The organism is Amycolatopsis sp. NPDC021455, assembly GCF_040640995.1.
Lineage (GTDB): Bacteria > Actinomycetota > Actinomycetes > Mycobacteriales > Pseudonocardiaceae > Amycolatopsis.
Genome location: NZ_JBFACT010000056.1, coordinates 40,751 through 61,089, shown reverse-complemented (window position 1 = coordinate 61,089; position 20,339 = coordinate 40,751). Strand labels below are relative to the sequence as shown.

Genomic DNA, 20,339 nt, shown 5'->3' with positions numbered 1-20,339 from the left:
CAGGCGACGCTGTCGGTCGACGGCCGGGTGGTGGCGACGCAGACCACGTCGTTCACGCCGTCGAATTTCGACATCACCGCCTACGCGGCCCCCGGCAGCACCCACACGATCAGCGTCGACGTGAAGGGCCGCGGCGCGTTGAAGGCATCCAACGGCCGGTACCTGGTGCCCGACGCCGCCGACTGGTCCGAGGCGGTACCGCAGGGGATCTTCCGGTCCGCGTTCCTGCGGACATACCCGGCGGTGTCCGTCAGCGACACCTTCGTGCGTACGTCGGTGGCGAACAAGACGTTGAGCTACGACGTGTCGGTGCGCAACACGTCGGGCAGTTCCCGGTCGGTGACGTTGACCGGGTCGCTGTCCTCCGACAACGGAACGGCTTTCAGCTAATCCTTTGGTACCCCCAGCTGTGGTTCTCCCTGGCCATGCGCTCGGTCAGCCCGGCGATCGCCTCGTCAACGGGTGGACGCCCGACCCGGTGTGGATAGTGGATAGGTCCACTTCGCGGCTACCAGGCGCGCCGATGCCAGCGCAGGATCGTGCCCGGGGTGACCAGCCGGTGTGCCCGCAGCCTCTTGGGCAACAGCCGAACCAGCGCGGCGAACACAGCCCGGTCGGCCCAGTCCGGACGAGGTTGATGTTCGCCGACGTGATCTGCACCAGGACGTCGGTCGGCCGTTCGATCTTCGCGTCCGGTACGTCCTTGACGCTGACCTGCCGCGGCCCTTCGTACACCACTGCCTTCACGGCTTCCTCCTCGTCGTGGATTTCCCCTCGGGCAGCGAATTTCCTTCGGGGATCCCGATAACCGTGGCCGCTCGAACGGGTCGGTGGGTTAGCCGGATCGGCGAGGGGTAGCCGCCGCGGGATGAGCCCGACAACGGAACGAAGAGAGCAAGAGAGAGTGCGGCGGCTGGGCTGGTTGAGCCTGGGCCTTGGCGTGGCGCAGCTGGCCGCCCCGCACACCGTGCGCCGGATCAGCGGCGTCGACGACTCGGCGAAGTCGCGGGCGGTGGTGCCGGCCGTCGGCGTGCGGGAGCTGGTCCACGCGGCCGGGCTCCTGGCCGGCCGTCGGAAGGGTGTCTGGGCGTGGACCCGGGTCGCAGGCGACGCGATGGACCTGACCGCGCTCGGCATCGCCCTCGCCCATCGTGGCGGGCGCCGCCGGCGGCGGCTCGCCGGGGTCACTGGCGCCATCGCCGGGATCACCGCGCTGGACCTGCTGACCGCCGTGCAGGCCACCCGCGCCGAACACACGAGCTCCGCGCGGGCAGCGCGGGGCGCACGCAAAGGAGATTCCGTGGAACTGACCGCAGTGACCACCATTCGCAAACCCCCGCCGGACGTCTTCGCGTTCTGGCGCGACCTGGAGAACCTTCCCACGTTCATGGCCCACCTCGAGCAGGTCCGCGCCACCGGCGACCGGACCAGCCACTGGACCGCAGGCGCCCCGTTCGGCCAGGACGTCGAATGGGATGCGGAGATCACCGAAGAGACGCCGAGCGAGCGGATCGCGTGGCGCTCGACCGGGAAAGCCGCCGTCCCGAACGCCGGCACCGTCTGGTTCACCCCCGCCCCCGACGGGGAGAGCACCGAGGTCAACGTCGTCCTGGCCTACGAGATCCCCGGCGGCGCGGTCGGCAAGGCGGTCGCCAAGTACTACGGCGAAGAACCGCACCAACAGCTCGACGACGACCTGCGCCGCCTCAAGCAGGTCCTGGAAACCGGCGAAGTCGTCCGATCCGACGGCGCCCCGTGGGGCAAGCAGGCACGCAAGGAATTCCCGCAGCGTCCGGCGCAACCGCTGTCGGACGCGGAACTGGAGAAGGGAGCGGACGCATGAGGGCCACCACCTGGGCGGGCCGCAACAAGGTCGAAGTCCGCGACGTCCCCGACCCCAGGATCCTCAACCACCGCGATGCCATCGTCCGGATCACCTCCACCGCCATCTGCGGCTCCGACCTGCACCTGGTCGACGGGTACGTCCCCACCATGCAGGACGGCGACGTCCTCGGCCACGAGTTCATGGGTGAAGTGATCGAGGTCGGCCCGGGCGTCGACCCGGGCAAGTTGCGCGTCGGGGACCGGGTCGTCGTGCCGTTCCCGATCGCCTGCGGCGCGTGCGCCGCCTGCGCCGCCGAGCTGTACTCCTGCTGTGAGAACTCCAACCCCAACGCCGGGATCGCGGAGAAGATGTTCGGCCACCCGGTCGCCGGGATCTTCGGCTACTCCCACCTCACCGGCGGCTTCGCGGGCGGCCAGGCGCAGTACGCGCGCGTGCCGTTCGCCGACGTCGGCCCGATCAAGATCGAGTCGGACCTGACCGACGAACAGGTGCTGTTCCTCTCCGACATCCTGCCCACCGGCTACATGGGCGCCGAAATGTGCGACATCACCTCCAGCGACGTGGTCGCGGTCTGGGGCGCCGGCCCGGTCGGCCAGTTCGCCATGGACAGCGCCCGGCTCCTGGGCGCCGCCAAGGTCATCGCCATCGACAAGGAGCCCTACCGGCTGCAGCTGGCGGAACAGGCAGGCCACATCGCGGTGAACTTCGACGAGGTCGATGTCCGGTCCCGGCTGCTGGAACTGACCGGCGGCCGCGGACCCGACAAGTGCATCGACGCGGTCGGGCTGGAAGCCACCCACGGCAGCGCGCACATCGCCGCCTACGACCGGATCAAGCAGGCCGTGCGGTCGGAGACCGACCGGCCGCACGCGCTGCGCCAGGCGATCATGTCCTGCCGCAGTGGCGGCGTGGTTTCGGTGATCGGCGTCTACGGCGGCCTGCTCGACAAGTTCCCCGCCGGGGCGTGGATGAACCGGTCGCTGACCCTGCGGACCGGGCAGTGCCACGTGCAGCGCTACCTGAAACCGCTGCTGCACCGCATCGAACGCCGCGAGCTCGCCCCGACCCGCATCATCACCCACACCCTGCCGCTGGAGGAGGCCGCACGCGGCTTCGAGCTGTTCAAGAACAAGCAGGACAACTGCGAGAAGGTCGTCCTCAAGCCCTGATGGGTGAACGCGCCCGGCCACCGGCGAGCCCGGTGGCCGGGCGCGGAACCCGGTGGTCACTCAGTCGTCACCGTCGGATTCCTCGGCGCGCTCGCGATTGCGCTGCTGCCGCTCCTGCTCACGCCGGCTGTAGGTCGCCCGGCGGACGCGTTCCTCGTCTTCGACGCTCGAACCCACCGCGCCGGCGACAATGCCCACGGAAGTCGCCAGCCACACCAGCTTCAGGTACGATCCCGGCCCGGCCGGATGGCCGAGAACCTGCCCGAAGTAGGTGCCTTCGACCAGCACGATCGACGCCACCAGCGCCAACCCGAACAGGATGGCGTACATGCAGGCGACACCGATCGACAACGTCAGCGCGGTCGAAGCGTTGTACAACACCGCTTTGCGCCGATCGAGATGCCCGGACGGCGAATCCCACAAACGGTTGTGCACCATCAGCCAGCCCGCCATCACCACGATCGCCAACATCGTGATCCCCGCCAGCCGCAACTCCGGGAGCGCTTCGGCGAGCTTCCAGAACGAGGTCGTGATGATGCCGTACGCGGCAGTAGCCGCCGCGGCCGCGGTCGCTCCGGCGAGGTTGGGCACCAGCCGCCACGGCCGGTTGTCCCGGATCATCCCGGCCAGCAGCCGCACCCGGCCACGCACACCCACCAAAGCCAGGTGCTCGTCGGCGGCGCCGCGGCCCCGGATGTGCCGCGTCGGCGCGACCAGGTCACGCAGCCGGTCGACGATCCCGCGCGGCGGATCGGCCTCCTTCGCCGTGCGGCGCACGACCAGGTGCCGGATCAGGTGGACGACCAGCCGGGACACCCGGCCGCGCAGCCGCACCGCCCCGAGCGCGGGCAACGACACCATCGCCACGCCGTGGTCGACGTTGTAGTCCGACGCGATCGGGACCGTGCCGGATCGCCGCGGCAGATCGGTGACCAGCACCAGCAGGTCCCAGCCGTGTTCGGCCCGGCGCTCCTCCGCCACGGCCAGCATGGGGATGTCACCTTCCTCGTTCAGCGGAAGGGACCGCGTCTCGTGCTCGACGCGCCAGGACGTTTCCTCGCCGAGGTCGCGGGCGAGACGGGCGGGCAGGCCGTCCGCGATTCTCCCGGCGAGCTGCCCGGGCAACCCGTCATCGGTCAGCAACCCCACCACGAGGGCCTCCGGTGCACTCTGGGCAGTCATCCTCGAGCCTTTCCTCGGTCTGCGAGATCAGCACATCGGGTTCCCGGCTCGATCACCTGCAAACGGCCGGGCGTTTGCCGTCCGGGTCACCGGGTATCGCCCGTGGCATGACCGAAAAGGACGAAACGACGACCGACGAAGATCTGCGTGCCGAAGAGTTCGACCGTGCCGCGGTGGGAACGGTGGTGGCGGCCGGTGATTGGGCAGGCTGGCACGACCTGCTCGACTGGTTGCGCTCCGAAGGCCCGGGCGTCCCGGAGCTGTCCCCCGGTGCGCTGCGCGGCATCCGGCAGGACGCCGAACGGGCCTGCGCCAAGGGATTCCCTCTCCCCCACGACCCGGACCACCTCTACGCCCTCCTCCGCGGCCAGCACCTCGCGCGGGCTCATGACTGAGTTTGTCCCCGGGGACCGCGGGTAGCCGCCGCATCGTGGACCGGTGGTATCGCAACGGGGTGATCTACTCCCTCGACATCGAGACCTTTCAGGACTCCGACGACGACGGTGTCGGTGACCTGCGCGGCCTCGCCGACCGGCTGGACTACCTCGGCCGGCTCGGCGTCGACACGATCTGGCTCAACCCGTGCCATCCCTCGCCTCGCCGCGACGGCGGCTACGACATCACCGACTACTACGGCATCGACCCGCGGTTCGGTTCGCTCGGGGACTTCGCCGAGCTCGTGAGCCAGGCCGACGAGGCCGGCATCCGGATCGTGCTCGACCTGGTCCTCAACCACACCAGCGACGAGCACCCCTGGTTCCGGTCGGCCCTCTCCGGCCGGGAGGCGCCGCACCACGACTGGTACGTCTGGGCCGACCGCGAACCGGCCGACCGGTGGGACGGCGCCGTGTTCCCCGGGTCCGAAGAGGAGACCTGGACCTACGCCGAGGCAGTCGGCCGCTGGTACCGGCACCGGTTCTACCGCTTCCAACCCGAGCTCGACGTCGAACACCCGCAGGTGCGGGCCGAGCTGGCCAAGATCGTCACCTTCTGGCTGCGGCTCGGCGTCGCGGGGTTCCGGATCGACGCGGCCCCGTTCCTCATCGAGTCACGCGGGCGACAGGACTTCGGTCTCCTGCGGCGGCTGCGGGAAACCGCTTCCTGGCAACGCGGGAACGCCGTGCTGCTCGCCGAGGCGAACGTGCCCGAGGACGAACTGCTGGTCCCGGTGACGTTCGTGGCGTGGGCGTTCGAGCGCCGCGACTCCGGGGAGATCACCGCCGAGCTGGTGTTCCGGACCTTCTTCGTCGGCGGGGTGCTCGGCGTGCTCGGCGCTTCGGTGCTGGAGACCTACCTGCTGTACCCGTCGACGTGGTTGTACGTGGGGGTCGGGCTCATCGAGGAGGCGGTCAAGCTGGTCGCGCTCGCCCTGCTGACCCGCGGGCTGGCCGTGAAGTCCATGCGGGACGGGATCATCCTCGGCGCGACGGTCGGTTTCGGTTTCTCCGCCTTCGAATCCGCGGGCTACGCGCTCACGTCGTTGTTCACCGCCCGAGGCCTGTCGCTTTCCGACCTGGTCACGACCGAGCTGCTGCGCGGGCTGCTCGCGCCGGTCGGGCACGGGCTGTGGACCGCCATCCTGGGCGGGCTGCTGTTCGCGTGGAGCACGCGTGAACACTTCGTGCTGAGCGCCCGCCTGGCACTGGCGTTCCTCGGCGTCGCGCTGCTGCACGCGCTGTGGGACTCGATGTCGGCCATCGCGCTGGTGATCACCCTGGTGCTGACCGGACAGGTGGCGCAGTTCGACCCGCGCGGCCTCGTCGTACCACCCGGGGACGTGACGACGGTGTACACCGTGACGACCTGGGCCGGCCTGGGCGTGATCGCGCTGATCGGAGTGCTCTGGCTGCTGGTCCTGGTTCGGCGGTCGCGGCGGGAACGCCGGGCACCCCACTGGACGTACCGGGTTCCGGCCACGCGCACGCCGGCGACCGGACGTTACTGACTCGCGGAGGGATTCGCCGACGTGACCACTTCTTCCTCTTCCCGACCGGCCACCATGCCCTTGGACGTGAATGCGCATCTCGGACCGTTCGACCGGTTCGCCGGCGTCATCAGCAAATTCGAACTCGCGCGCGTGGTTCTTCGTGCTTTGTGTCCTGGTGGTCGTCCTGTGGGCACCGTCGTTCCTGATCCTGCCGAGCGTCGACACGTGGCAGCTGATCATCAACACCGCGACCACGATCGTGACGTTCCTGCTCGTCGCCTTGCTGCAGAACACCCAGAAACGCTCCGACGACGCCACCCAGCACAAGCTCAACGCCATCGCCTCGGGCCTGTGCCACCTGATGGACCACCTCGCCGACGACCACCCGCAGCTGCACCGCGACTGCGCCCAGCTGCGCAAAGCAGTGGGGCTCGAAGACCACGAAAGCGCAGCCTGAACGCGCGCTCTTCGACGACAGCAAGGAGCACGGCAATGCAGGATTGCTTCCACGATGGTTTGGTGCGCCGTTCCGGCGGGGACTACTGGCGAGACAACCTCGCCTTGTCCATCACCCGCGACGCCGGCGTGGTACTGGCGATCGTGTCCGGCGAGATCGACCTCGCCACGGCACGCGTCTTCACCCAGCACCTCGAATCGACCCTCGCGGGGCCGCCGAGCGCGGTGATCGCCGACCTCGGCAGAGTCACCTTCCTCTCCTCCTCCGGGCTCGCGGCACTCCAGATCTTCACTCAGGCAGCGAAGTCCGCGGGCGTCGCGTTCTGCCTCGTCAGCGCCCAGCGCGCGATGCTCCGGCACCTGCAGCTGACCGCCTTGGACCGCGTCATGACCATCAAGCCCACCGTCGCCGAGGCCCGCGCCTGGCTCAGGCCGGTCAGCTGACGTTGAAGTTCTGGTCCACCTCGGCCGCCAGAGCGCGAAGTGCGCCGTCGAGGGTCGCACACACCTCGTCGGGGTCGACGGCCTCATCGACCTCCACCTGCAGCTCGGCCTGGCTTGCCCCGGTCCCGCTGTCGACGACCCGCAGGTGCCCGGCCCAGCCGTCGTGATCGGCCGGGTGCCACTCCACCCGGCCCTCCGCCGCACGCAAGTCGAGGTCGTAGGCGTGGGAGTCGCCACCCGGCAACCACGCCTTCGCGCGGGTGGCGTCGGAGGCGGTGTTGAGCACGATGTCGGCTTCGGCCGCCATCGCGCGGCTGCTGGTCACGATGCGTGTCGCCATTCCGGATGCTCCTTTCGGCCCTTGCTCGCGGCGAGTCGCCTTCGTGCGGTAGGTCCACGACAGGCTCACTGCGCGACCGCACCGGCGGGCCTGCCGTTGCCACAGTGCGCGTCTCGTGACCATCGGGTACCCCCGTCCTGAGGGGCTACCCGGCTTGTCGTCCCAGACGGGCGTGACCTCCGGAGCACGGTAAGAGCCGCAGGTCAGGTCGTCCGGCGCGGAGAAGCCCGGTTTCGGCTTCGCCGGTCCGGCGGCCGACCGGCGGGGCCGCTCCGCGTGCAGGCACACCGCGACGTTCAGTGGCAGGAACCTCGCGAACACCAACGGCAGCGCCACCACGGTCCGAGCACGACCAGGCCCGGGCTCGACCACAGGCTTCCGGGCACCGAGTACGGCCATTCGAGTGCAGATCAGCCCCGACCTCGTCACCGACGCCAGGCGACTGCATTCCACCCACGACCCGAACCCGCCTCAAGTACCGAGGTGCGCGATGTTCAGCACTACCCAACCAGCGACTCCCACAGACGCGGTGTCTCCCCGTCGGACCGGCGCCCGACGTCGCCAGCAACCGGCCGGGACCACAGGCTGAGGTTCGCGTTCTACGGACGGATGTCCACCGTCGAGTTCCTGGACCGAGGATCTGGGCGGCGTCGGGTCCAGCTTCCAGCCGGGCGATTGTCTCGTCGTGGTACTCATCAGGCGACATGGCGTCGGGTGAGTCCTGCTGGTTCATCAGGGTGGCCCGTACGGCGGGCGGCACCAGCTCGATGACCTGGACGGCTGTGTCGGTGAGCTAAACGCGCAGGCTCTCGGGCTGCATGATGCCGGCCATGGCGACGAGGCCGTTGAGGTCCGGGTGCCGGCCGAGCACTTTGTCTGCTGCGGCGGCGATGGAGGCCGGGCTGGTCGTGTCGATGACTACGGTGTCGATCGCCGGATGTTCGGCGCGAAGGTCGGCGAGCCGATCTGCGCGGCGGCCGCCGATGATGACGGTGTTACCTCGGAGCCGTGGGGCGAGGCCGAACCCGATGCCGGAGGCGGCGCCGGCGATGAAGATGGTGTTGCCGCTGATTTTCCTCTGCCGGTGCCGTTCAGTGTCCGGTGGAGTAGAGGTTGATCAGGTTGCCGTCGGGGTCGCGCAAGAGCATCGACCGGTTTCCCCATGGCTGGTTGGTGGGTTCCTGGACCCAGTCGGTGACCTGGTCGTCCAGGCGGGCGCGTTCGGCGTCGACGTCGTCAACCTCGAACTCGATGATGGCGGATCGGTTGGCGGCGGCCACGACGGCGTCGGTGTTGAAACGCCTGACGGCCGCGCTGCTGGCCAGCGCGATGATGCCGCCTTCGGTGTGCAGTTCGGCGTAGTCGCCGGGGCCGAAGGGGGTCACCGGCTCGGTGTTCGTGAGCGTGGAGTAGAAAGCGGTCAGGGCGGGCAGGTCGTCGGTGACGAGGCGTACTGAGGCGAGCTTCATGGCGTTCTCCTGGCTGCTCCCGGTGAGCCGGACCGTCCGGCTCCACGAAACAGTACGGTACTGTACCGTACTGTTTCTCTGCGGACAAGGAACGGAGATCGCAACGTGGCCCGATCCGGGGACTTCGTCGACGTTCGCGTCCAGCGGTCCAAGGCGGCGGTGCTCGCCCAGACGTACGAGTTGCTCTCGGCGGGCGGTATCGGCGGTGTCAGCATCGACGAGGTGTCGCGACGCTCTGGCGTGTCCAAGACCACGATCTACCGCCACTGGCCGTCCCGGGCCGCGCTGCTGGTCGAGGCGTGCTCGACGATCGGGTCGGCGCCTCCGGTTCCCGACACGGGCAGCTTCGGCGGGGATCTCGTCGCCTTGACCGAAGCGCTGGCCGAGCAGCTGCGGAGCGCCCGCTGGGCGGCGGTCTTGCCCTCCATCGTGGACGCCGCCGAGCGTGAGCCCGAGCTGGCCGGGCTCCATGCGGATCTGCACGCCCGGTTGATGGCTCCGTTCGGCGTGGTGACCGAACGCGCGCGAGCCCGCGGCGAGCTCGCCGCGGATCGCGGGCCGGCCGACGTCACCGCCGCCGTCGCCGGCCCGCTGTTCTACCGTCGCTGGTTCTCCCGCGAGCCGCTCGACGCCGCGTTCGTCGCGCGCGTGGTCGAGGACGCCCTCGGCCATCTCGGCGTCTGAACCCGTTCGACCTCATGGGCGGGCCCCTGCTGGTCGACGGGCACTACGCCTGGACGTCACCGCTGGAGCTGGCCGGTCCCGGCGTCACGGTGCTCGCCGTCCACGGCAGGGCCAACGAAGCCATGTCCGCCGAGCGGAGCCGCCGCTACACCGAGAAGGTGACCGCTGAAGGCGGCCTGACGTCGTGCTCGGTCTGCGCGAGCAGACAATCGCCTCGCAGGGCACCCTCAGGCCGATGGCCAGCCGTTCCGGGGTCGGCGCGTCAGGCCGCAGTTTCCCAGCCTCCCGCATCCGCCTCTTGCCGAATGCGCGGGAGCGGTCGCGGCAGAAGGCCGGCCCTTCAGCGTCCGGGGCTCGTTTCGCGCCGAGGACAGCTCAGTGGCCAGTCGGACCTCAGCGTGCTCCTGCATTGGATCTCGTCAAACGTCAGCTGCGCAAGCTCGACGCCGACGGGACAGAATTCGGCATGATCCTCCGCCGGCCGTTCGACGAGATCGACGCCGGGTCCGCACCGGCCGCTACAGCCCGAGCAGCCATGCCGGTCATCAGGGGCAATCATGATCAGGAGTTACACCGCTCGTCCGGCGGTCCCCACCGTAGCGGAACCCGTTCCCGGCTGGCGGGCGCGGAGCCGATGACCCGTCAACGGGTCCCGCCCTGGATGTACGGCGTGATCGCGTCGACATTCGACTTGTCGACGAAGCCGGGGCCGGTCTGCACCGGCTTGCCGCCGCCGAGGGTGTTCCCGTTCTGCGTGTACAGCTTGAGGATCACGATCGGCAGGTAGCCCTGCTCGTACTGCTGCTGGTCGATGGCGAAGAGGATGTCGCCGCTCTTGATGCCCGACACCACCTCGCTGTTGAGGTCGAACGTGGCGACCTGGGCCTTCGAGCTCGCCTCCTTCGCTGCGCTGTACGCGCGCCCCGCGATCTGCGAGTTCAGGGCGAGGACCGCGTCGATCGACGGGTTCGCCTCGAGCGCGCCGCGGATGCGCGCCTGGACGTCGCTCGGGTTGTTGATGTCGACCTGCAGTGTGGTCGCGTGGCTGAAGCTCTGCTTCGCACCGTCGCAGCGCTGGTTCTGGCCGACGTTCCCGGCTTCATGGATCACGCACAGCAGGTGCGTCTTGCCCGCGTCCTTCAGCCGCTGTCCCGCGCCGTACCCGGCGAGTCCTTCGCTCTGCCCCACGTGCGCGATGGCGCCGAACGCCACGCTGGAGTCCTCGCCCGAGTTGATCGTGACGACCGGGATGCCCGCCTTGACCGCATTCTGCACCGACGTCTGCAGTGCCTGCGGATTCGCCATCGAGACCACCAGCCCGCCGACCCTCTGGGCGACGGCGTTGTCGATCAGCTTGGCCTGGGAGACGGGGTCGCCGTCGGAATAGTAAGTCACGCTGACGTCCAGGTCCTTCCCTGCCTGCAAGGCGCCGTTCTGCACCACGTTCCAGAACGCATCCCCCAGGCTGCCGTGCGTGATGACCGCGACCTTCAGCTTCCCACCGCTCGGACCCGGCACGCCGGAGGTGGTGAACTGCTCCGCCTCCGGGCCGCTGCACGCGGTGAGAACCAGGGCGGCCAACGCGGCGACACCGGCCAGACGCATCTTGAACGATTGCACAGTCACTCCTTCGGAACCATGAAAATATTTTTCGCGTCAGGAAATCGGCCGCGCGGAATGTCGAACGTGGTAAATCAACTATCGGCGCAGTCCGTAAGGGCGCTCTATCTTCTAGCCTCCGTCGCAGCCGGAGTCAAGGGATTGCACGTCCTCACCGTCCACAGGGAACGTTCCTGGCGCACCGGTCCCATCGGTGGTGCGAAATTCACAGCCCCAGGTGGCCGCGTTCGCGATCGTGCGACAGGATCCCGATTCTCAAGAGCTTAAGCGGACATTTTCGCCGGCACATCCAACACCGTCTCGCCGTCGTGGACCAGCCGATGGGCGATATGCCGGCCGACGCCGTTACAGCCTTCCACCGCCCAGGCCCGCTCGGGAAACCTGCGTCCGACCGGCAGCATTTCCGCATAGCCGGACTCGTCAGCACCGAACTTCCCGACCGTGACCACCTCACCGATTTCGGTGATCACCTCGATCGTGGCCGAAATGATCGAGACCGAGGCCGTCTTTGAGTTCGCGGTAGTCGTGCTCGATGCGCCAGCGGATCTTCGCCAGCCGTACCAGATCCCGCAGACGTGTGTCGGCGGGCAGGGTGGAGAGCCAATAGCCGGTGGGTGCGGGTTCCCCGGGCGGACACGCAAGGCCAGGAATCTCGATCGCAGGGCAGCGGTGGGGTTACCCGGAGTCTTGCGGGAGCCGTGCCGACAGGTCACCATCTTCCCGGCTTTCCGTCCGGCTGCCATGACCAGGGTTTTCAGGTTGTCAGGCTGGTCGCGGTAGCGCGGAACCGGCCGTCGGCCGACGCCGGGGGTGTAGCAAGGTCCGTGGAACCGTGGCAGCAGGATAGGCCGTGGTTGTCGCTTTCACCGCCAGGACGTAGGACAGGCCTCGTTCGGTCAGACCGAGCCGAAACTCGGTGCACGTCCCACAGGCCCAGTCTCCGGCCCCCGTCGATGGCCGCCGGCATCGAGCCGCCGGGCCACTGTCACGGCGGTTCCGCCGGCGGTCACCAGCAGCCGTCCGTCCGGGCTGAACGCGACCGCTCTGACCGCGCTGTGGTGGGCCAGTGGCACGCCGATCGGGCCCGCCGCGTTCCACAGCCGGACGGTGCTGTCCTGGCTCCCGCTGGCCAGCACCTTGCCGTCCGGACTGAACGTGAGCGACGTGACCCGGCCGGTGTGCCCAGTCAGCCGCGCCGGCGGCACGAGTTGTCGTAGTCGACGACGTCCGCTCCGCGCGCTCTTCGCGCAGCCACTGGCGGAACGCTTCGATCTGGGTGTCGGCAACGTGGCTCGGCTCGGGTCGCCAGAGTACTTCGGGGGCGTCGGCGGTGTGCGTCCGAGCCTGATTCCTCGTCGCGAAATACCGCGAGGGTTGAGGCTCGGCTGCCGCCGGGGTGTACCGAAGTGTGGTGACTGCTGTGCGATTCACGCCGGAAGTAACGTCGGCGGGAGATGTTTACCTCCTGCCCTTTCACTAGGTTTTCCTTGCGCACACCGGTATCGGCGGAGGACCGCCCGGTGAATGCGCCGGGAAATCCGAGGAGGAACCATGAACCGTCACTTCATCCGTGCCGGGCTGGCCGGAATCGCGGCCGCCGCGACCATGGCCGTCGCAGCGCCGGCTCACGCGGCCACCGGCCCGTCGCCCGCGTCGGCGGATTCCGTACAGCTGAAGGCCAGCTACTCGCAGGATCTGGGCACCTGGAGCAACGGCAAGCGGTCGACCCACAACCGGCACGCGTCCTTGAACGCGCAGACGTGCATCCGGGCCGACGTGGTGAACCGCGGCAATGGCTACAAGTTCTCCCTGCGCGCGGCCGGCAGCCACGCGTCGGTGTGGTCCAGTGGGAAGTTCTACGACAGCCACGCCAGCTTGTGCAGCCCGTGGACCTACCACGAGGGGGACGTCTACACCCGCGTCGAAACCACCGGCACGCTGCACGCGAAGGTCTGGATCTACACCAACTGACCAAGGTGCAGGCGCGGGATGTGGGGCTGGTCGGGGGCTCCGCATCCCGCGTGCGCTGGAATCGGAGGACGGGATGAAGGTGGCGACGACCGCCGCCATCGCCTGCCTGGCCACGGCGACGCTGGCCGGGTGCGCGGCGACGGCACAGCAGGACCAGCCGGCCCCACGGCCGGATCAGGGCGTCCGGCCCGCCACGGTCGGCGTCGTTTCCGAGTACCACGCGGCGGGCCGGGACTGGCGCCTGGTGAGTTACCGCGATCCGGCGGACGCGTACTGCATCGCGGTCGATCAGCGCGACCGGCAGGGCATTCCGGCGTGCGGTCTGGAACTCGACGCGCGGCACCCGGTGAACGCAGCCATGCAGGCCGTGGACGACCATCTCGTGGTGCTTTACGGGCTGGTGGATTCGAAAGTGCGTGACGTTTACGCCGTGGTGGCGGGAAAACGTGTCGGCCAATCGATCGGTGTCGATTCGTATTCCGGCAAGCGCTGTTTCGCCGTATTCGTGGTCGACCGGTCCACCACCGATGTCGTCGCCGTCGCCGACGACGGCACGGATTTCTCCCTCAAGGAGGAGATCGACGAGTTCTACACACCCGGCTGATTTCCGCGCGCCCCAGGGACAACCAGCCCGGATTCGTAGGCGACGACCACGGCCTGGGCGCGGCTGGACACGCCGAGCTTGGTCATGGCGCGGTTGAGATGGGTCTTCACCGTGCCCGCGCTGACCGTCAGCCGCCCGGCGATCTCCGCGTTCGACATGCCGTGCCCGACCAGGCGGACCACTTCGGTCTCCCGGAGGGTCAGCGACGTCAGCGCGGGGATCCGCCGGTCGTCGGCGGGCGGGCCGAACGCCTCGATCAGCCGCCTGGTCACGGTGGGGGCGAACAACGTGTCGCCGGCGGCGACCGCCTGGATCGCGGCCAGGATCCGCTCGGGCGGCGCGTCCTTGAGCAGGAAACCGGAAGCGCCTGCCCGCAGCGCCCCGTAGACGTATTCATCGAGGTCGAAAGTGGTCAGGATGAGCACCTTCGGCCGGTGCTCGGACGCATGGGCCAATATGCGTTCGGTGGCCGCGATCCCGCTCAACCCAGGCATCCGGATGTCCATGAGCACCACGTCGACCTGCTCTCGCGCGGTCACGGCGACGGCCTGTTCCCCGCGGTCCACTTCGCCGACGACGTCGAATCCCGGTGCGGCGCGGATCAACGCGGCCAGCCCGGCACGAATCAGCACCTGATCGTCCACGACCAGAACCCGAACCATCGCGTTCGCTCCCCCAGGTCACCCGCGTCCGCCGCTGCCCGATCCTCCCGTCGAGGTTACCGGCAGTTCCAGTACGACCTCGAATCCGCCGTGCGCCCGGGGACCCGCGGTCAGCGTGCCGCCGTAGAGTTTCGCGCGCTCGCGCATGCCGATCAGGCCGTGACCGCCGGTTTCCTCGGGCACGCGTCCGTCCCGGCCGTCGTCGACGATGCGGGCGGTGAACGATTCGGAGCCGGCGTCGCCGTAGTCGAGTGACACGCTCGCCCGCGCCTTTCCGGCGTGCTTCACCACGTTGGTCAACGACTCCTGAACGATCCGGTACACGCACAGGGCGACGCTGTCCGGCAGAGCGCGGACGACGCCGCTGACCGTCAGCTCGACCGGCACGCCCAGTGCCCTGACACGGTCGACCAGCGCGTCGATCCGGTCCAGGCTGAACGCGGGCGCGGAATCGTCAGCCGGATCGGGGTCCGGCCGGAGCAGCGCCAGCAGCCGGCGCATCTCGTCCAGCACCTGGCTGCTCGTGTCGCCGATCGCCCGCAGCGCGCCGATCGCGGTGGGTGGGTCGGATTCGAGCACGTAACGGGCCAGCCCGGCCTGGACGGCGATCACCGACATGTGGTGGGCCAGCACGTCGTGCAGTTCCCGCGCGATGCGCATGCGCTCCTCGGTGACGGCACGCCGGGCCTGTGCCTCCCGGTCCCGCTCGAGTCGCCTGGTCAGGGCGGCCAGCTGGGCGTTGCGTTCGGTGAGAATCCGGCGGACGTCGCCCACTGCCCACACGACCGCGCAGAACACCGCGGCGAGCAGGACCAAGAGCCACGGCGGTCCCAGCTCGGCGGCGATCCCCTCGCCTGCCAGCACGGCGGTGGCGAGCACGGCGCCGGAAACCGACACGAGCCGGGATCGGAACACCGCGACCGTGTACACGGCGAGCAGCGGGCCGAAGTTGTTCAGCGCGTCCCAGTAGCCCGCGATCACCGACGCCAGTGACCCGGCGAGGCAGACGAGCAGCACGGTCACCGGTGCCCGGCGGCGCAGCGTGATCGGCGGGGTGGCCGCGGCGGTCAGCAGCATGCCGGGCAGATCGAACTCCCGGCCGTGGATCGCGTAGTTGTACCGGGCGGCGAGCACGATCCCGACGACGAGCAGCCAAGACACGACGGCGTCCACCAGCAGCGGATGAGCCGTGCCGTACCGCCGCGCCCGCGTCTTCGCCGCCCACACCAGGACACGGTAGCCAGCGATGCCCGGGTAGTCGTGAACCCGGAGTTGACGTTGGGTACCGCCCGGGTTGACCCCCGTTACCTTCTTCGTGGTTCCTGATCCAGGGAGCTGTGGTCGCCAGGCCCGGCATGACTTTGTCCCCCAGTCAAATGCATGATCCGGGGGGTGTCACCGGGTCTGGTGGCATCGACCGACCGCTGATAGGGACACGGCCACCGGAAGGTAGGTCTCCTCGTAACGTGGGTGCCGGCGCTCGATGCCCGACTCGGTGGCCACATCCGACGAGCGAAACGGCAGGGCGGATGAGCAGCACTTTCAGCGTGTTCCTCGGCCTGGACGTCGGCAAGGAAGCCCACCACGCGGTCGGACTCGACCCCGACGGCAACCGGCTGCACGACGCCCCGCTGCCCAACACCGAACCCAAACTGAAGCCCTGTTCGACAAACTCGCCAAGCATGGGCCGCTGCTGGTTGTGGTCGACCAGCCCGCCACGATCGGGGCGTTGCCGGTCGCAGTCGCCCGCGACCTCGGACATCAGGTCGCCTATCTGCCCGGGCTGGCGATGCGCCGCATCGCCGACCTCTACCCCGGCCGCGCCAAAACCGACGCCCGCGACGCGTTCGTCATCGCCGACGCCGCCCGCTCCCTGCCCCACACCCTGCGCCCGGTCGATGTCGGGGACGAGGCCCTGGCGGAGCTGGAGGTCCTGGTCGGGTTCGACGACGACCTGGCCGGCGAAACCACCCGCCTCAGCAACCGCATCCGCGGCCTGCTCACCGGCATCCACCCCGCTTTGGAGCGCGCCATCGGCCCCAAGATCAGCCACCCGGCGGTGCTGGAAATCCTGTCCCGTTGCGGCGGCCCGGCCGGGCTCGCCAAGGCCGGGCGTCGCAAGCTCACCGCGATCGCCAAGGCTCACGCGCCCCGCATGGGCGAGCGGCTGGTCGAGGCAATCATGACCGCCCTGGACGAACAGACCGTCACCGTCCCAGGCACCGCCGCCGACACCGTCTTGCCGCGCCTGGCGGACAGCCTGAAAACCGTCCTGCAGCAACGGAAACAGGTCGCTGAACAGGTCGAGGGGATACTTGATGCGCACCCTCTCGCCGGGGTCCTGACCTCGATGCCTGGTCGCCGACTCGGGCGAGGATCAGCCGAGGTTGTAGAGGTGGATGGCGTCGTCGACGGCGGCTCGGGGGTATCGAGGCTGGGGAGCTTCTCGCGGAGCTCTTCCAGCGCTCTGACCTGTTCTTCCATATTCGAATAAGGTCCCCTAACCCCACAGAACAATTTTGGATATGCGGTGCCGAATTGAGTCTATTTTGATATACATCGCGGCGACGTCACGGTGTGGTGTTCTTTGCCGCCCTGATCGTGCTGGGCATTGTTGTCGCGGTGCTGCAGATGGAAGGCACACTCCGTAGCCGCTATGGCTCAGCCAGACCGTCAGGCCGCCTCCACTGGCGGTCGTGCTGTTCATCAGCATTGAGCTGGTCGTCGGTAGCGCCGCCGGTGCGTTGCTCGCGATGCAGTTGCTGGCCGTGCTCAACGCCGGCATCCGGTCGCTCCTGCACGACCGCGATCCGCTCCCTCGCCCCCTAACTGGTCAACTGTCCAAGACGCCGTGGTAACGTGCGGAGCGGAACCTGGTGATCGGGAGGGAGGGGGTAGCCGGATGGCTCGCATGGCGTTGAAGGACCGTCGGGAAGAACTGATCGCGGCCGCGCTCAGGGTGATGGTCCGGGATGGGGTCGCTAAGGCGACCACGCGGGCGATCGTCAGCGAGGCCGGGATGACCTTGGGCGTCTTCCACTACTGCTTCGATTCCCGCGAGCAGCTCCTGCAGGAGGTGATCACCCGGACCACGGACAGCCTCGTCGCCGAGACCAGGCGGGCGTTCGCCGGCGAGGACGACCTGAGCTCGATCATCGTCAAGAGCCTGTCGACCTTTTGGGCGGGTGTGGAGGCGAACCCCGGCGAGCACCAGCTCAGTTACGAGCTTTCCCAGCACGCCTTGCGCCAGATGGGGCACGAGGCCCTGGCACTCCAGCAGTACCGGCACTACCTGGAGGTCCATGAAGAACTCCTCAGGGAGACCGCCGACCGGGCCGGGATCCAGTGGACCGTGCCTGTTCCGGTCCTCGCCCGTTACCTGAACTCGGTGCTGGACGGGGTCACGATGACCTGGCTGATCGACCGTGACAGCAAGCACAGCCGTGAGGTTCTCCGGCTGACCGGCGAGCACCTCATGACCCTCGCCGCCAAACCTCCATCCACAGAGGACTGAAACAGGGGGAAGTGCGGGCCCCGCGTCCGCCCTTCCCCCTGCTCGGCGCTGTCCGCTCAGTCGAAGAGGTCCGGCTCGGCCTTGGTGATCTGGTCCCACAGCGGCCGGAACTGGAACCAGCCGGGCAACGGGCCGGAGATCTGGTCCCGCACCATCCGCGCCGTGTCGGGGTCGATCAGGGTGGGCTCGCCGGCGGCCATGGCGAGCAGCTGCGCCTGACAGGAACGCTCCATGGTGATGAAGTACCAGGCGGCTTCGGCGACAGACGCGCCAACGGTGAGCAGCCCGTGGTTGCGCAGGATGACCGCCTTGGCCTCACCCAGTGCGACACCGATCCGGCGGCCTTCCTCGGTGTCGTTGACGACCCCGCTGTAGTCGGCGTACAGGCCGTGGTCGTCGTAGAACGCGCAGGCGTCCTGGGTGATCGGGTCGAGCTTGATTCCGAGGCTGGAGAACGCCTTGCCGTGCACGGAATGGGTGTGCGCGGCCGCGACGACGTCTGCGCGGGCCCGGTGCACCTCCGAGTGAATGCAGAAGGCGGCCGTGTTGACCGGCCGCCTGCCTTCGAGGAGGTTGCCGTCGTGGTCGACGAGGATGAGGTCGGACACCCTGATCTGGCTGAAGGACATCCCGAACGGGTTGACCCAGAACGCCGAGGGGTTGCCGGGATCGCGGGCGGTGATGTGCCCGGCGACGCCTTCGGAGAAGCCGAACCGCGCGAACAGCCGGAACGCCGCGGCGAGTTCCTGTTTGCGGATCAGGCGTTCTTCGTCCACGGTCGGGTTTTGCGGCGGCAGCGGAAGCTCGACGCCTTCGGGCATCTGCCCGACGGAATCATGGTGGACGGTGGTCATCGTGTTCCCTTCTTGCCGAAGAACGGCCGGCGGCCGTGGATCGCTTTCACCAGGTTCAGGATGAACCGGTAGTTCGCTGGGTTGAACGGAAGCATGTGCAGGTCCCGGCTCAGCGGGAACCGGTTGACCGACACCGCTTGCAGCTTGGTGTACTTGCGGATGCCCTCGGCGCCGTGCCGGACCCCGAGGCCCGATTCCTTCCAGCCGCCCATGGGCAGTCCCAGCGCCATGTAGTTCGACTGGACGTCGTTGATCGTCACACAGCCGACCTCGAGCTGTTCGGCCAGCCGCCGAGCCCGGCCGGTGTCCGAGCCGGCGATGGTCGCCTGCAGGCCATAGGGGCTGTCGTTGGCCAGCCGCACCGCCTCTTCCGCGTTCGCCACTTTCATGACCGGCAGCGTCGGCCCGAAGGTTTCCTCGCGCATGCACGCCATCGAGTGGTCGACGTCGACCAGCAGTGTCGGCTCGAAGAACCGCCCGGGGCCCGCCCCGGCGTGGCCTCCGTGAAGTACCCGTGCGCCCCGCCGGGCGGCGTCGTCGACGTGCTCGGTCACCGTCGAAAGCTGGGGCGGGAAGGTCATCGCGCCCACGTCCGCAACTTGGGCGAATTGCTCACGAAGGCGGTTGACGAATGCGTCGTAGACCGCGGCTTCGACGTAGACCCGCTCGACGGAGGTGCACATCTGGCCGCCGTTGACGAGCGCGCCGTGCACCGCCAGGTTCACGGCTCGCTCGATGTTGGCGTCCGCCAGGACGATCAACGCGTCCTTGCCGCCGAGTTCGAGCGAACACGGAACGAGCCGCTCACCCGCCCGTGCGGCAACCGCGCGGCCCGTCTTGGTCGAGCCGGTGAACATGATGAAGTCGGCGGTGTCCACCAGCGCACGCCCGGTCTCCCCAGCGCCGGTGACGACTTGGAAGACCCCGTCCGGCCAGCCGCACTCCCGCGTCATCTTCTCCATGAGGAGCGCGGTCATCGGGGTGTACTCGGACGGTTTGAGCACCACGGCGTTTCCGGCGGCGAGCGCGGGAATCGCGTCACCGAAGGAGTTGATCAGCGGGTTGTTCCACGGCCCGATGATGCCCACCACGCCCACCGGCACACGGCGGGTGTACATCCGCCGCCCCAGGACCAGCGGCGACAGCGTCCGCACTCTCGCGTTGCCGAGCAGGCGCGGCGCTTTCTTTGCCCAGTAAGCAAAAGCCGTGACGCCGTAGACGACCTCGACGATCGCGTCCTCGGCGGCCTTGCCGTTCTCCGCGACGATCGTGTCGACGACTTCCTGGCGGTGGCTCAGCAGCCACAGCCGCGCGCGGGCGAAGAGCCTGGCCCGGGCCCGGGGACTCAGGCGGGCCCAGCCGTGCTGAGCTCGCCTGGCGCGGGCGACAGCCTGTGCGACGTCGGCGGCGGAAGCCTCTTCCACGTGGTCGATGACTGCTCCGGTAGCGGGATTGTCCACCGCGATGCCCGCGGTCAGGGTGTGCGGCTGCGTCACGAAATCTCCTGCGGGGGCGTTGACTCTGTCCCTCCAGAATGAGACGGTCTCTCGTGCAAGTCAAGTGTCCAGTACAAGCGTCCAACTCATCGCAAGGGAGC

General features: G+C 68.7%; 23 protein-coding genes and 3 pseudogenes. 13 read left to right on the top strand and 13 right to left on the bottom strand.

Going from position 1 to position 20,339, the window contains the following annotated elements:
• Nucleotides 1-390: pseudogene (locus AB0G28_RS37960) on the top strand (beta-galactosidase); the annotation flags it as partial.
• 45 nt (nucleotides 391-435) lie between these two features.
• Here the strand turns inward: AB0G28_RS37960 and AB0G28_RS37955 are convergent.
• On the bottom strand, nucleotides 436-747 hold the full coding sequence (locus tag AB0G28_RS37955; protein ID WP_361100952.1) for a hypothetical protein: 312 nt from the start codon (nucleotides 745-747) through the stop codon (nucleotides 436-438).
• Nucleotides 748-922: 175 nt separating this feature from the next.
• On the opposite strand from AB0G28_RS37955, the gene AB0G28_RS37950 reads away from it, so the two are divergent.
• Nucleotides 923-1,843, top strand: a complete 921-nt coding sequence (locus tag AB0G28_RS37950; protein ID WP_361100937.1) for an SRPBCC family protein — start codon at nucleotides 923-925, stop codon at nucleotides 1,841-1,843.
• The gene (locus AB0G28_RS37945; RefSeq protein ID WP_361100933.1) at nucleotides 1,840-3,015 is read left to right on the top strand and encodes a zinc-dependent alcohol dehydrogenase; all 1,176 of its coding nucleotides are present in this window, start codon (nucleotides 1,840-1,842) and stop codon (nucleotides 3,013-3,015) included. Before AB0G28_RS37950 ends, AB0G28_RS37945 begins: the two co-directional genes overlap by 4 nt.
• A gap of 60 nt (nucleotides 3,016-3,075) precedes the next feature.
• Here AB0G28_RS37945 and AB0G28_RS37940 read toward each other — a convergent pair whose 3' ends face one another.
• Nucleotides 3,076-4,197 carry a hypothetical protein gene (locus tag AB0G28_RS37940; protein WP_361100930.1) on the bottom strand — a complete coding sequence of 374 codons (1,122 nt, stop codon included), beginning with the start codon at nucleotides 4,195-4,197 and terminating at the stop codon, nucleotides 3,076-3,078.
• 107 nt (nucleotides 4,198-4,304) lie between these two features.
• Here AB0G28_RS37940 and AB0G28_RS37935 point away from each other — a divergent pair, with 107 nt between their 5' ends.
• From AB0G28_RS37935 to AB0G28_RS37920, 4 genes are all read left to right on the top strand, one after another.
• Nucleotides 4,305-4,592, top strand: coding sequence for a hypothetical protein (locus tag AB0G28_RS37935; protein WP_361100927.1), 288 nt, complete (start codon nucleotides 4,305-4,307; stop codon nucleotides 4,590-4,592).
• A 35-nt stretch (nucleotides 4,593-4,627) separates the two neighbouring features.
• Nucleotides 4,628-6,142, top strand: coding sequence for an alpha-amylase family glycosyl hydrolase (locus AB0G28_RS37930; protein ID WP_361100924.1), 1,515 nt, complete (start codon nucleotides 4,628-4,630; stop codon nucleotides 6,140-6,142).
• 70 nt (nucleotides 6,143-6,212) lie between these two features.
• Nucleotides 6,213-6,581 carry a low affinity iron permease family protein gene (locus AB0G28_RS37925; protein WP_361100921.1) on the top strand — a complete coding sequence of 123 codons (369 nt, stop codon included), beginning with the start codon at nucleotides 6,213-6,215 and terminating at the stop codon, nucleotides 6,579-6,581.
• A 62-nt stretch (nucleotides 6,582-6,643) separates the two neighbouring features.
• Entirely contained in the window at nucleotides 6,644-7,024 is a 381-nt protein-coding gene (locus AB0G28_RS37920) for an STAS domain-containing protein (protein ID WP_361100918.1), read from the top strand.
• Here AB0G28_RS37920 and AB0G28_RS37915 read toward each other — a convergent pair.
• The 3 genes from AB0G28_RS37915 to AB0G28_RS37905 all read right to left on the bottom strand — a co-directional run bounded on the left by AB0G28_RS37915 (nucleotide 7,017) and on the right by AB0G28_RS37905 (nucleotide 8,833).
• Nucleotides 7,017-7,364, bottom strand: a complete 348-nt coding sequence (locus AB0G28_RS37915; RefSeq protein WP_361100915.1) for a hypothetical protein — start codon at nucleotides 7,362-7,364, stop codon at nucleotides 7,017-7,019. The genes AB0G28_RS37920 and AB0G28_RS37915 overlap by 8 nt on opposite strands.
• A 793-nt stretch (nucleotides 7,365-8,157) precedes the next feature.
• On the bottom strand, nucleotides 8,158-8,394 hold the full coding sequence (locus AB0G28_RS37910; protein WP_361100949.1) for a hypothetical protein: 237 nt from the start codon (nucleotides 8,392-8,394) through the stop codon (nucleotides 8,158-8,160).
• Between the two features lie 61 nt (nucleotides 8,395-8,455).
• Nucleotides 8,456-8,833, bottom strand: a complete 378-nt coding sequence (locus AB0G28_RS37905) for a VOC family protein (protein ID WP_361100912.1) — start codon at nucleotides 8,831-8,833, stop codon at nucleotides 8,456-8,458.
• A gap of 105 nt (nucleotides 8,834-8,938) precedes the next feature.
• On the opposite strand from AB0G28_RS37905, the gene AB0G28_RS37900 reads away from it, so the two are divergent.
• Complete coding sequence (locus AB0G28_RS37900) at nucleotides 8,939-9,517, top strand: TetR/AcrR family transcriptional regulator (protein WP_361100909.1); 579 nt, start codon at nucleotides 8,939-8,941, stop codon at nucleotides 9,515-9,517.
• 642 nt (nucleotides 9,518-10,159) lie between these two features.
• On the opposite strand, the gene AB0G28_RS37895 is transcribed toward AB0G28_RS37900, so the two are convergent.
• The 4 genes and pseudogenes from AB0G28_RS37895 to AB0G28_RS37880 all read right to left on the bottom strand — a co-directional run bounded on the left by AB0G28_RS37895 (nucleotide 10,160) and on the right by AB0G28_RS37880 (nucleotide 12,342).
• On the bottom strand, nucleotides 10,160-11,137 hold the full coding sequence (locus AB0G28_RS37895) for a sugar ABC transporter substrate-binding protein (protein ID WP_361100906.1): 978 nt from the start codon (nucleotides 11,135-11,137) through the stop codon (nucleotides 10,160-10,162).
• Between the two features lie 263 nt (nucleotides 11,138-11,400).
• Nucleotides 11,401-11,607: a hypothetical protein gene (locus AB0G28_RS37890; protein WP_361100903.1), complete on the bottom strand. Its 207-nt coding sequence runs from the start codon at nucleotides 11,605-11,607 to the stop codon at nucleotides 11,401-11,403.
• Nucleotides 11,608-11,620: 13 nt separating this feature from the next.
• Nucleotides 11,621-11,752: pseudogene (locus AB0G28_RS37885) on the bottom strand (transposase); the annotation flags it as partial.
• 281 nt (nucleotides 11,753-12,033) lie between these two features.
• On the bottom strand, nucleotides 12,034-12,342 hold the full coding sequence (locus tag AB0G28_RS37880; protein ID WP_361100900.1) for a hypothetical protein: 309 nt from the start codon (nucleotides 12,340-12,342) through the stop codon (nucleotides 12,034-12,036).
• A gap of 346 nt (nucleotides 12,343-12,688) precedes the next feature.
• Between AB0G28_RS37880 and AB0G28_RS37875 the strand changes: the two genes are divergently transcribed.
• Together AB0G28_RS37875 and AB0G28_RS37870 are read left to right on the top strand one after the other, a co-directional pair.
• Nucleotides 12,689-13,108, top strand: coding sequence for a hypothetical protein (locus tag AB0G28_RS37875; RefSeq protein WP_361100897.1), 420 nt, complete (start codon nucleotides 12,689-12,691; stop codon nucleotides 13,106-13,108).
• A 73-nt stretch (nucleotides 13,109-13,181) separates the two neighbouring features.
• Nucleotides 13,182-13,712 (top strand): hypothetical protein, encoded by a 531-nt coding sequence (locus AB0G28_RS37870; RefSeq protein WP_361100894.1) that lies wholly within the window; start codon nucleotides 13,182-13,184, stop codon nucleotides 13,710-13,712.
• Here AB0G28_RS37870 and AB0G28_RS37865 read toward each other — a convergent pair.
• Both AB0G28_RS37865 and AB0G28_RS37860 read right to left on the bottom strand, forming a co-directional pair.
• Nucleotides 13,697-14,374: a response regulator transcription factor gene (locus AB0G28_RS37865; RefSeq protein WP_361100891.1), complete on the bottom strand. Its 678-nt coding sequence runs from the start codon at nucleotides 14,372-14,374 to the stop codon at nucleotides 13,697-13,699. The genes AB0G28_RS37870 and AB0G28_RS37865 overlap by 16 nt on opposite strands.
• An 18-nt stretch (nucleotides 14,375-14,392) precedes the next feature.
• Nucleotides 14,393-15,601, bottom strand: a complete 1,209-nt coding sequence (locus tag AB0G28_RS37860) for a sensor histidine kinase (RefSeq protein ID WP_361100888.1) — start codon at nucleotides 15,599-15,601, stop codon at nucleotides 14,393-14,395.
• A 302-nt stretch (nucleotides 15,602-15,903) separates the two neighbouring features.
• Between AB0G28_RS37860 and AB0G28_RS37855 the strand changes: the two are divergent.
• From AB0G28_RS37855 to AB0G28_RS37845, 3 genes and pseudogenes are all read left to right on the top strand, one after another.
• Nucleotides 15,904-16,757 (top strand): annotated as a pseudogene (locus tag AB0G28_RS37855) (IS110 family transposase); the annotation flags it as partial.
• 313 nt (nucleotides 16,758-17,070) lie between these two features.
• Entirely contained in the window at nucleotides 17,071-17,232 is a 162-nt protein-coding gene (locus AB0G28_RS37850) for a hypothetical protein (protein ID WP_361100885.1), read from the top strand.
• Between the two features lie 53 nt (nucleotides 17,233-17,285).
• Nucleotides 17,286-17,888, top strand: coding sequence for a TetR/AcrR family transcriptional regulator (locus AB0G28_RS37845; protein WP_361100882.1), 603 nt, complete (start codon nucleotides 17,286-17,288; stop codon nucleotides 17,886-17,888).
• A 56-nt stretch (nucleotides 17,889-17,944) separates the two neighbouring features.
• Here AB0G28_RS37845 and AB0G28_RS37840 read toward each other — a convergent pair whose 3' ends face one another.
• Nucleotides 17,945-18,742, bottom strand: coding sequence for a class II aldolase/adducin family protein (locus AB0G28_RS37840; RefSeq protein ID WP_361100879.1), 798 nt, complete (start codon nucleotides 18,740-18,742; stop codon nucleotides 17,945-17,947).
• Nucleotides 18,739-20,238 (bottom strand): aldehyde dehydrogenase family protein, encoded by a 1,500-nt coding sequence (locus tag AB0G28_RS37835; protein WP_361100876.1) that lies wholly within the window; start codon nucleotides 20,236-20,238, stop codon nucleotides 18,739-18,741. The genes AB0G28_RS37840 and AB0G28_RS37835 overlap by 4 nt, the downstream gene beginning before the upstream one ends.
• Nucleotides 20,239-20,339 lie beyond the last annotated feature (101 nt).

Excerpts from the sequence above, each read along its gene's own strand:
- AB0G28_RS37945 (WP_361100933.1), top strand. The coding sequence starts at position 1,840 with ATGAGGGCCACCACCTGGGCGGGCCGCAACAAGGTCGAAGTCCGCGAC.
- AB0G28_RS37940 (WP_361100930.1), bottom strand. The coding sequence starts at position 4,197 with ATGACTGCCCAGAGTGCACCGGAGGCCCTCGTGGTGGGGTTGCTGACC.
- AB0G28_RS37935 (WP_361100927.1), top strand. The coding sequence starts at position 4,305 with ATGACCGAAAAGGACGAAACGACGACCGACGAAGATCTGCGTGCCGAA.
- AB0G28_RS37925 (WP_361100921.1), top strand. The coding sequence starts at position 6,213 with ATGCGCATCTCGGACCGTTCGACCGGTTCGCCGGCGTCATCAGCAAAT.
- AB0G28_RS37915 (WP_361100915.1), bottom strand. The coding sequence starts at position 7,364 with ATGGCGACACGCATCGTGACCAGCAGCCGCGCGATGGCGGCCGAAGCC.
- AB0G28_RS37905 (WP_361100912.1), bottom strand. The coding sequence starts at position 8,833 with ATGAAGCTCGCCTCAGTACGCCTCGTCACCGACGACCTGCCCGCCCTG.
- AB0G28_RS37875 (WP_361100897.1), top strand. The coding sequence starts at position 12,689 with ATGAACCGTCACTTCATCCGTGCCGGGCTGGCCGGAATCGCGGCCGCC.
- AB0G28_RS37870 (WP_361100894.1), top strand. The coding sequence starts at position 13,182 with ATGAAGGTGGCGACGACCGCCGCCATCGCCTGCCTGGCCACGGCGACG.
- AB0G28_RS37865 (WP_361100891.1), bottom strand. The coding sequence starts at position 14,374 with ATGGTTCGGGTTCTGGTCGTGGACGATCAGGTGCTGATTCGTGCCGGG.
- AB0G28_RS37845 (WP_361100882.1), top strand. The coding sequence starts at position 17,286 with ATGGCGTTGAAGGACCGTCGGGAAGAACTGATCGCGGCCGCGCTCAGG.
- AB0G28_RS37840 (WP_361100879.1), bottom strand. The coding sequence starts at position 18,742 with ATGACCACCGTCCACCATGATTCCGTCGGGCAGATGCCCGAAGGCGTC.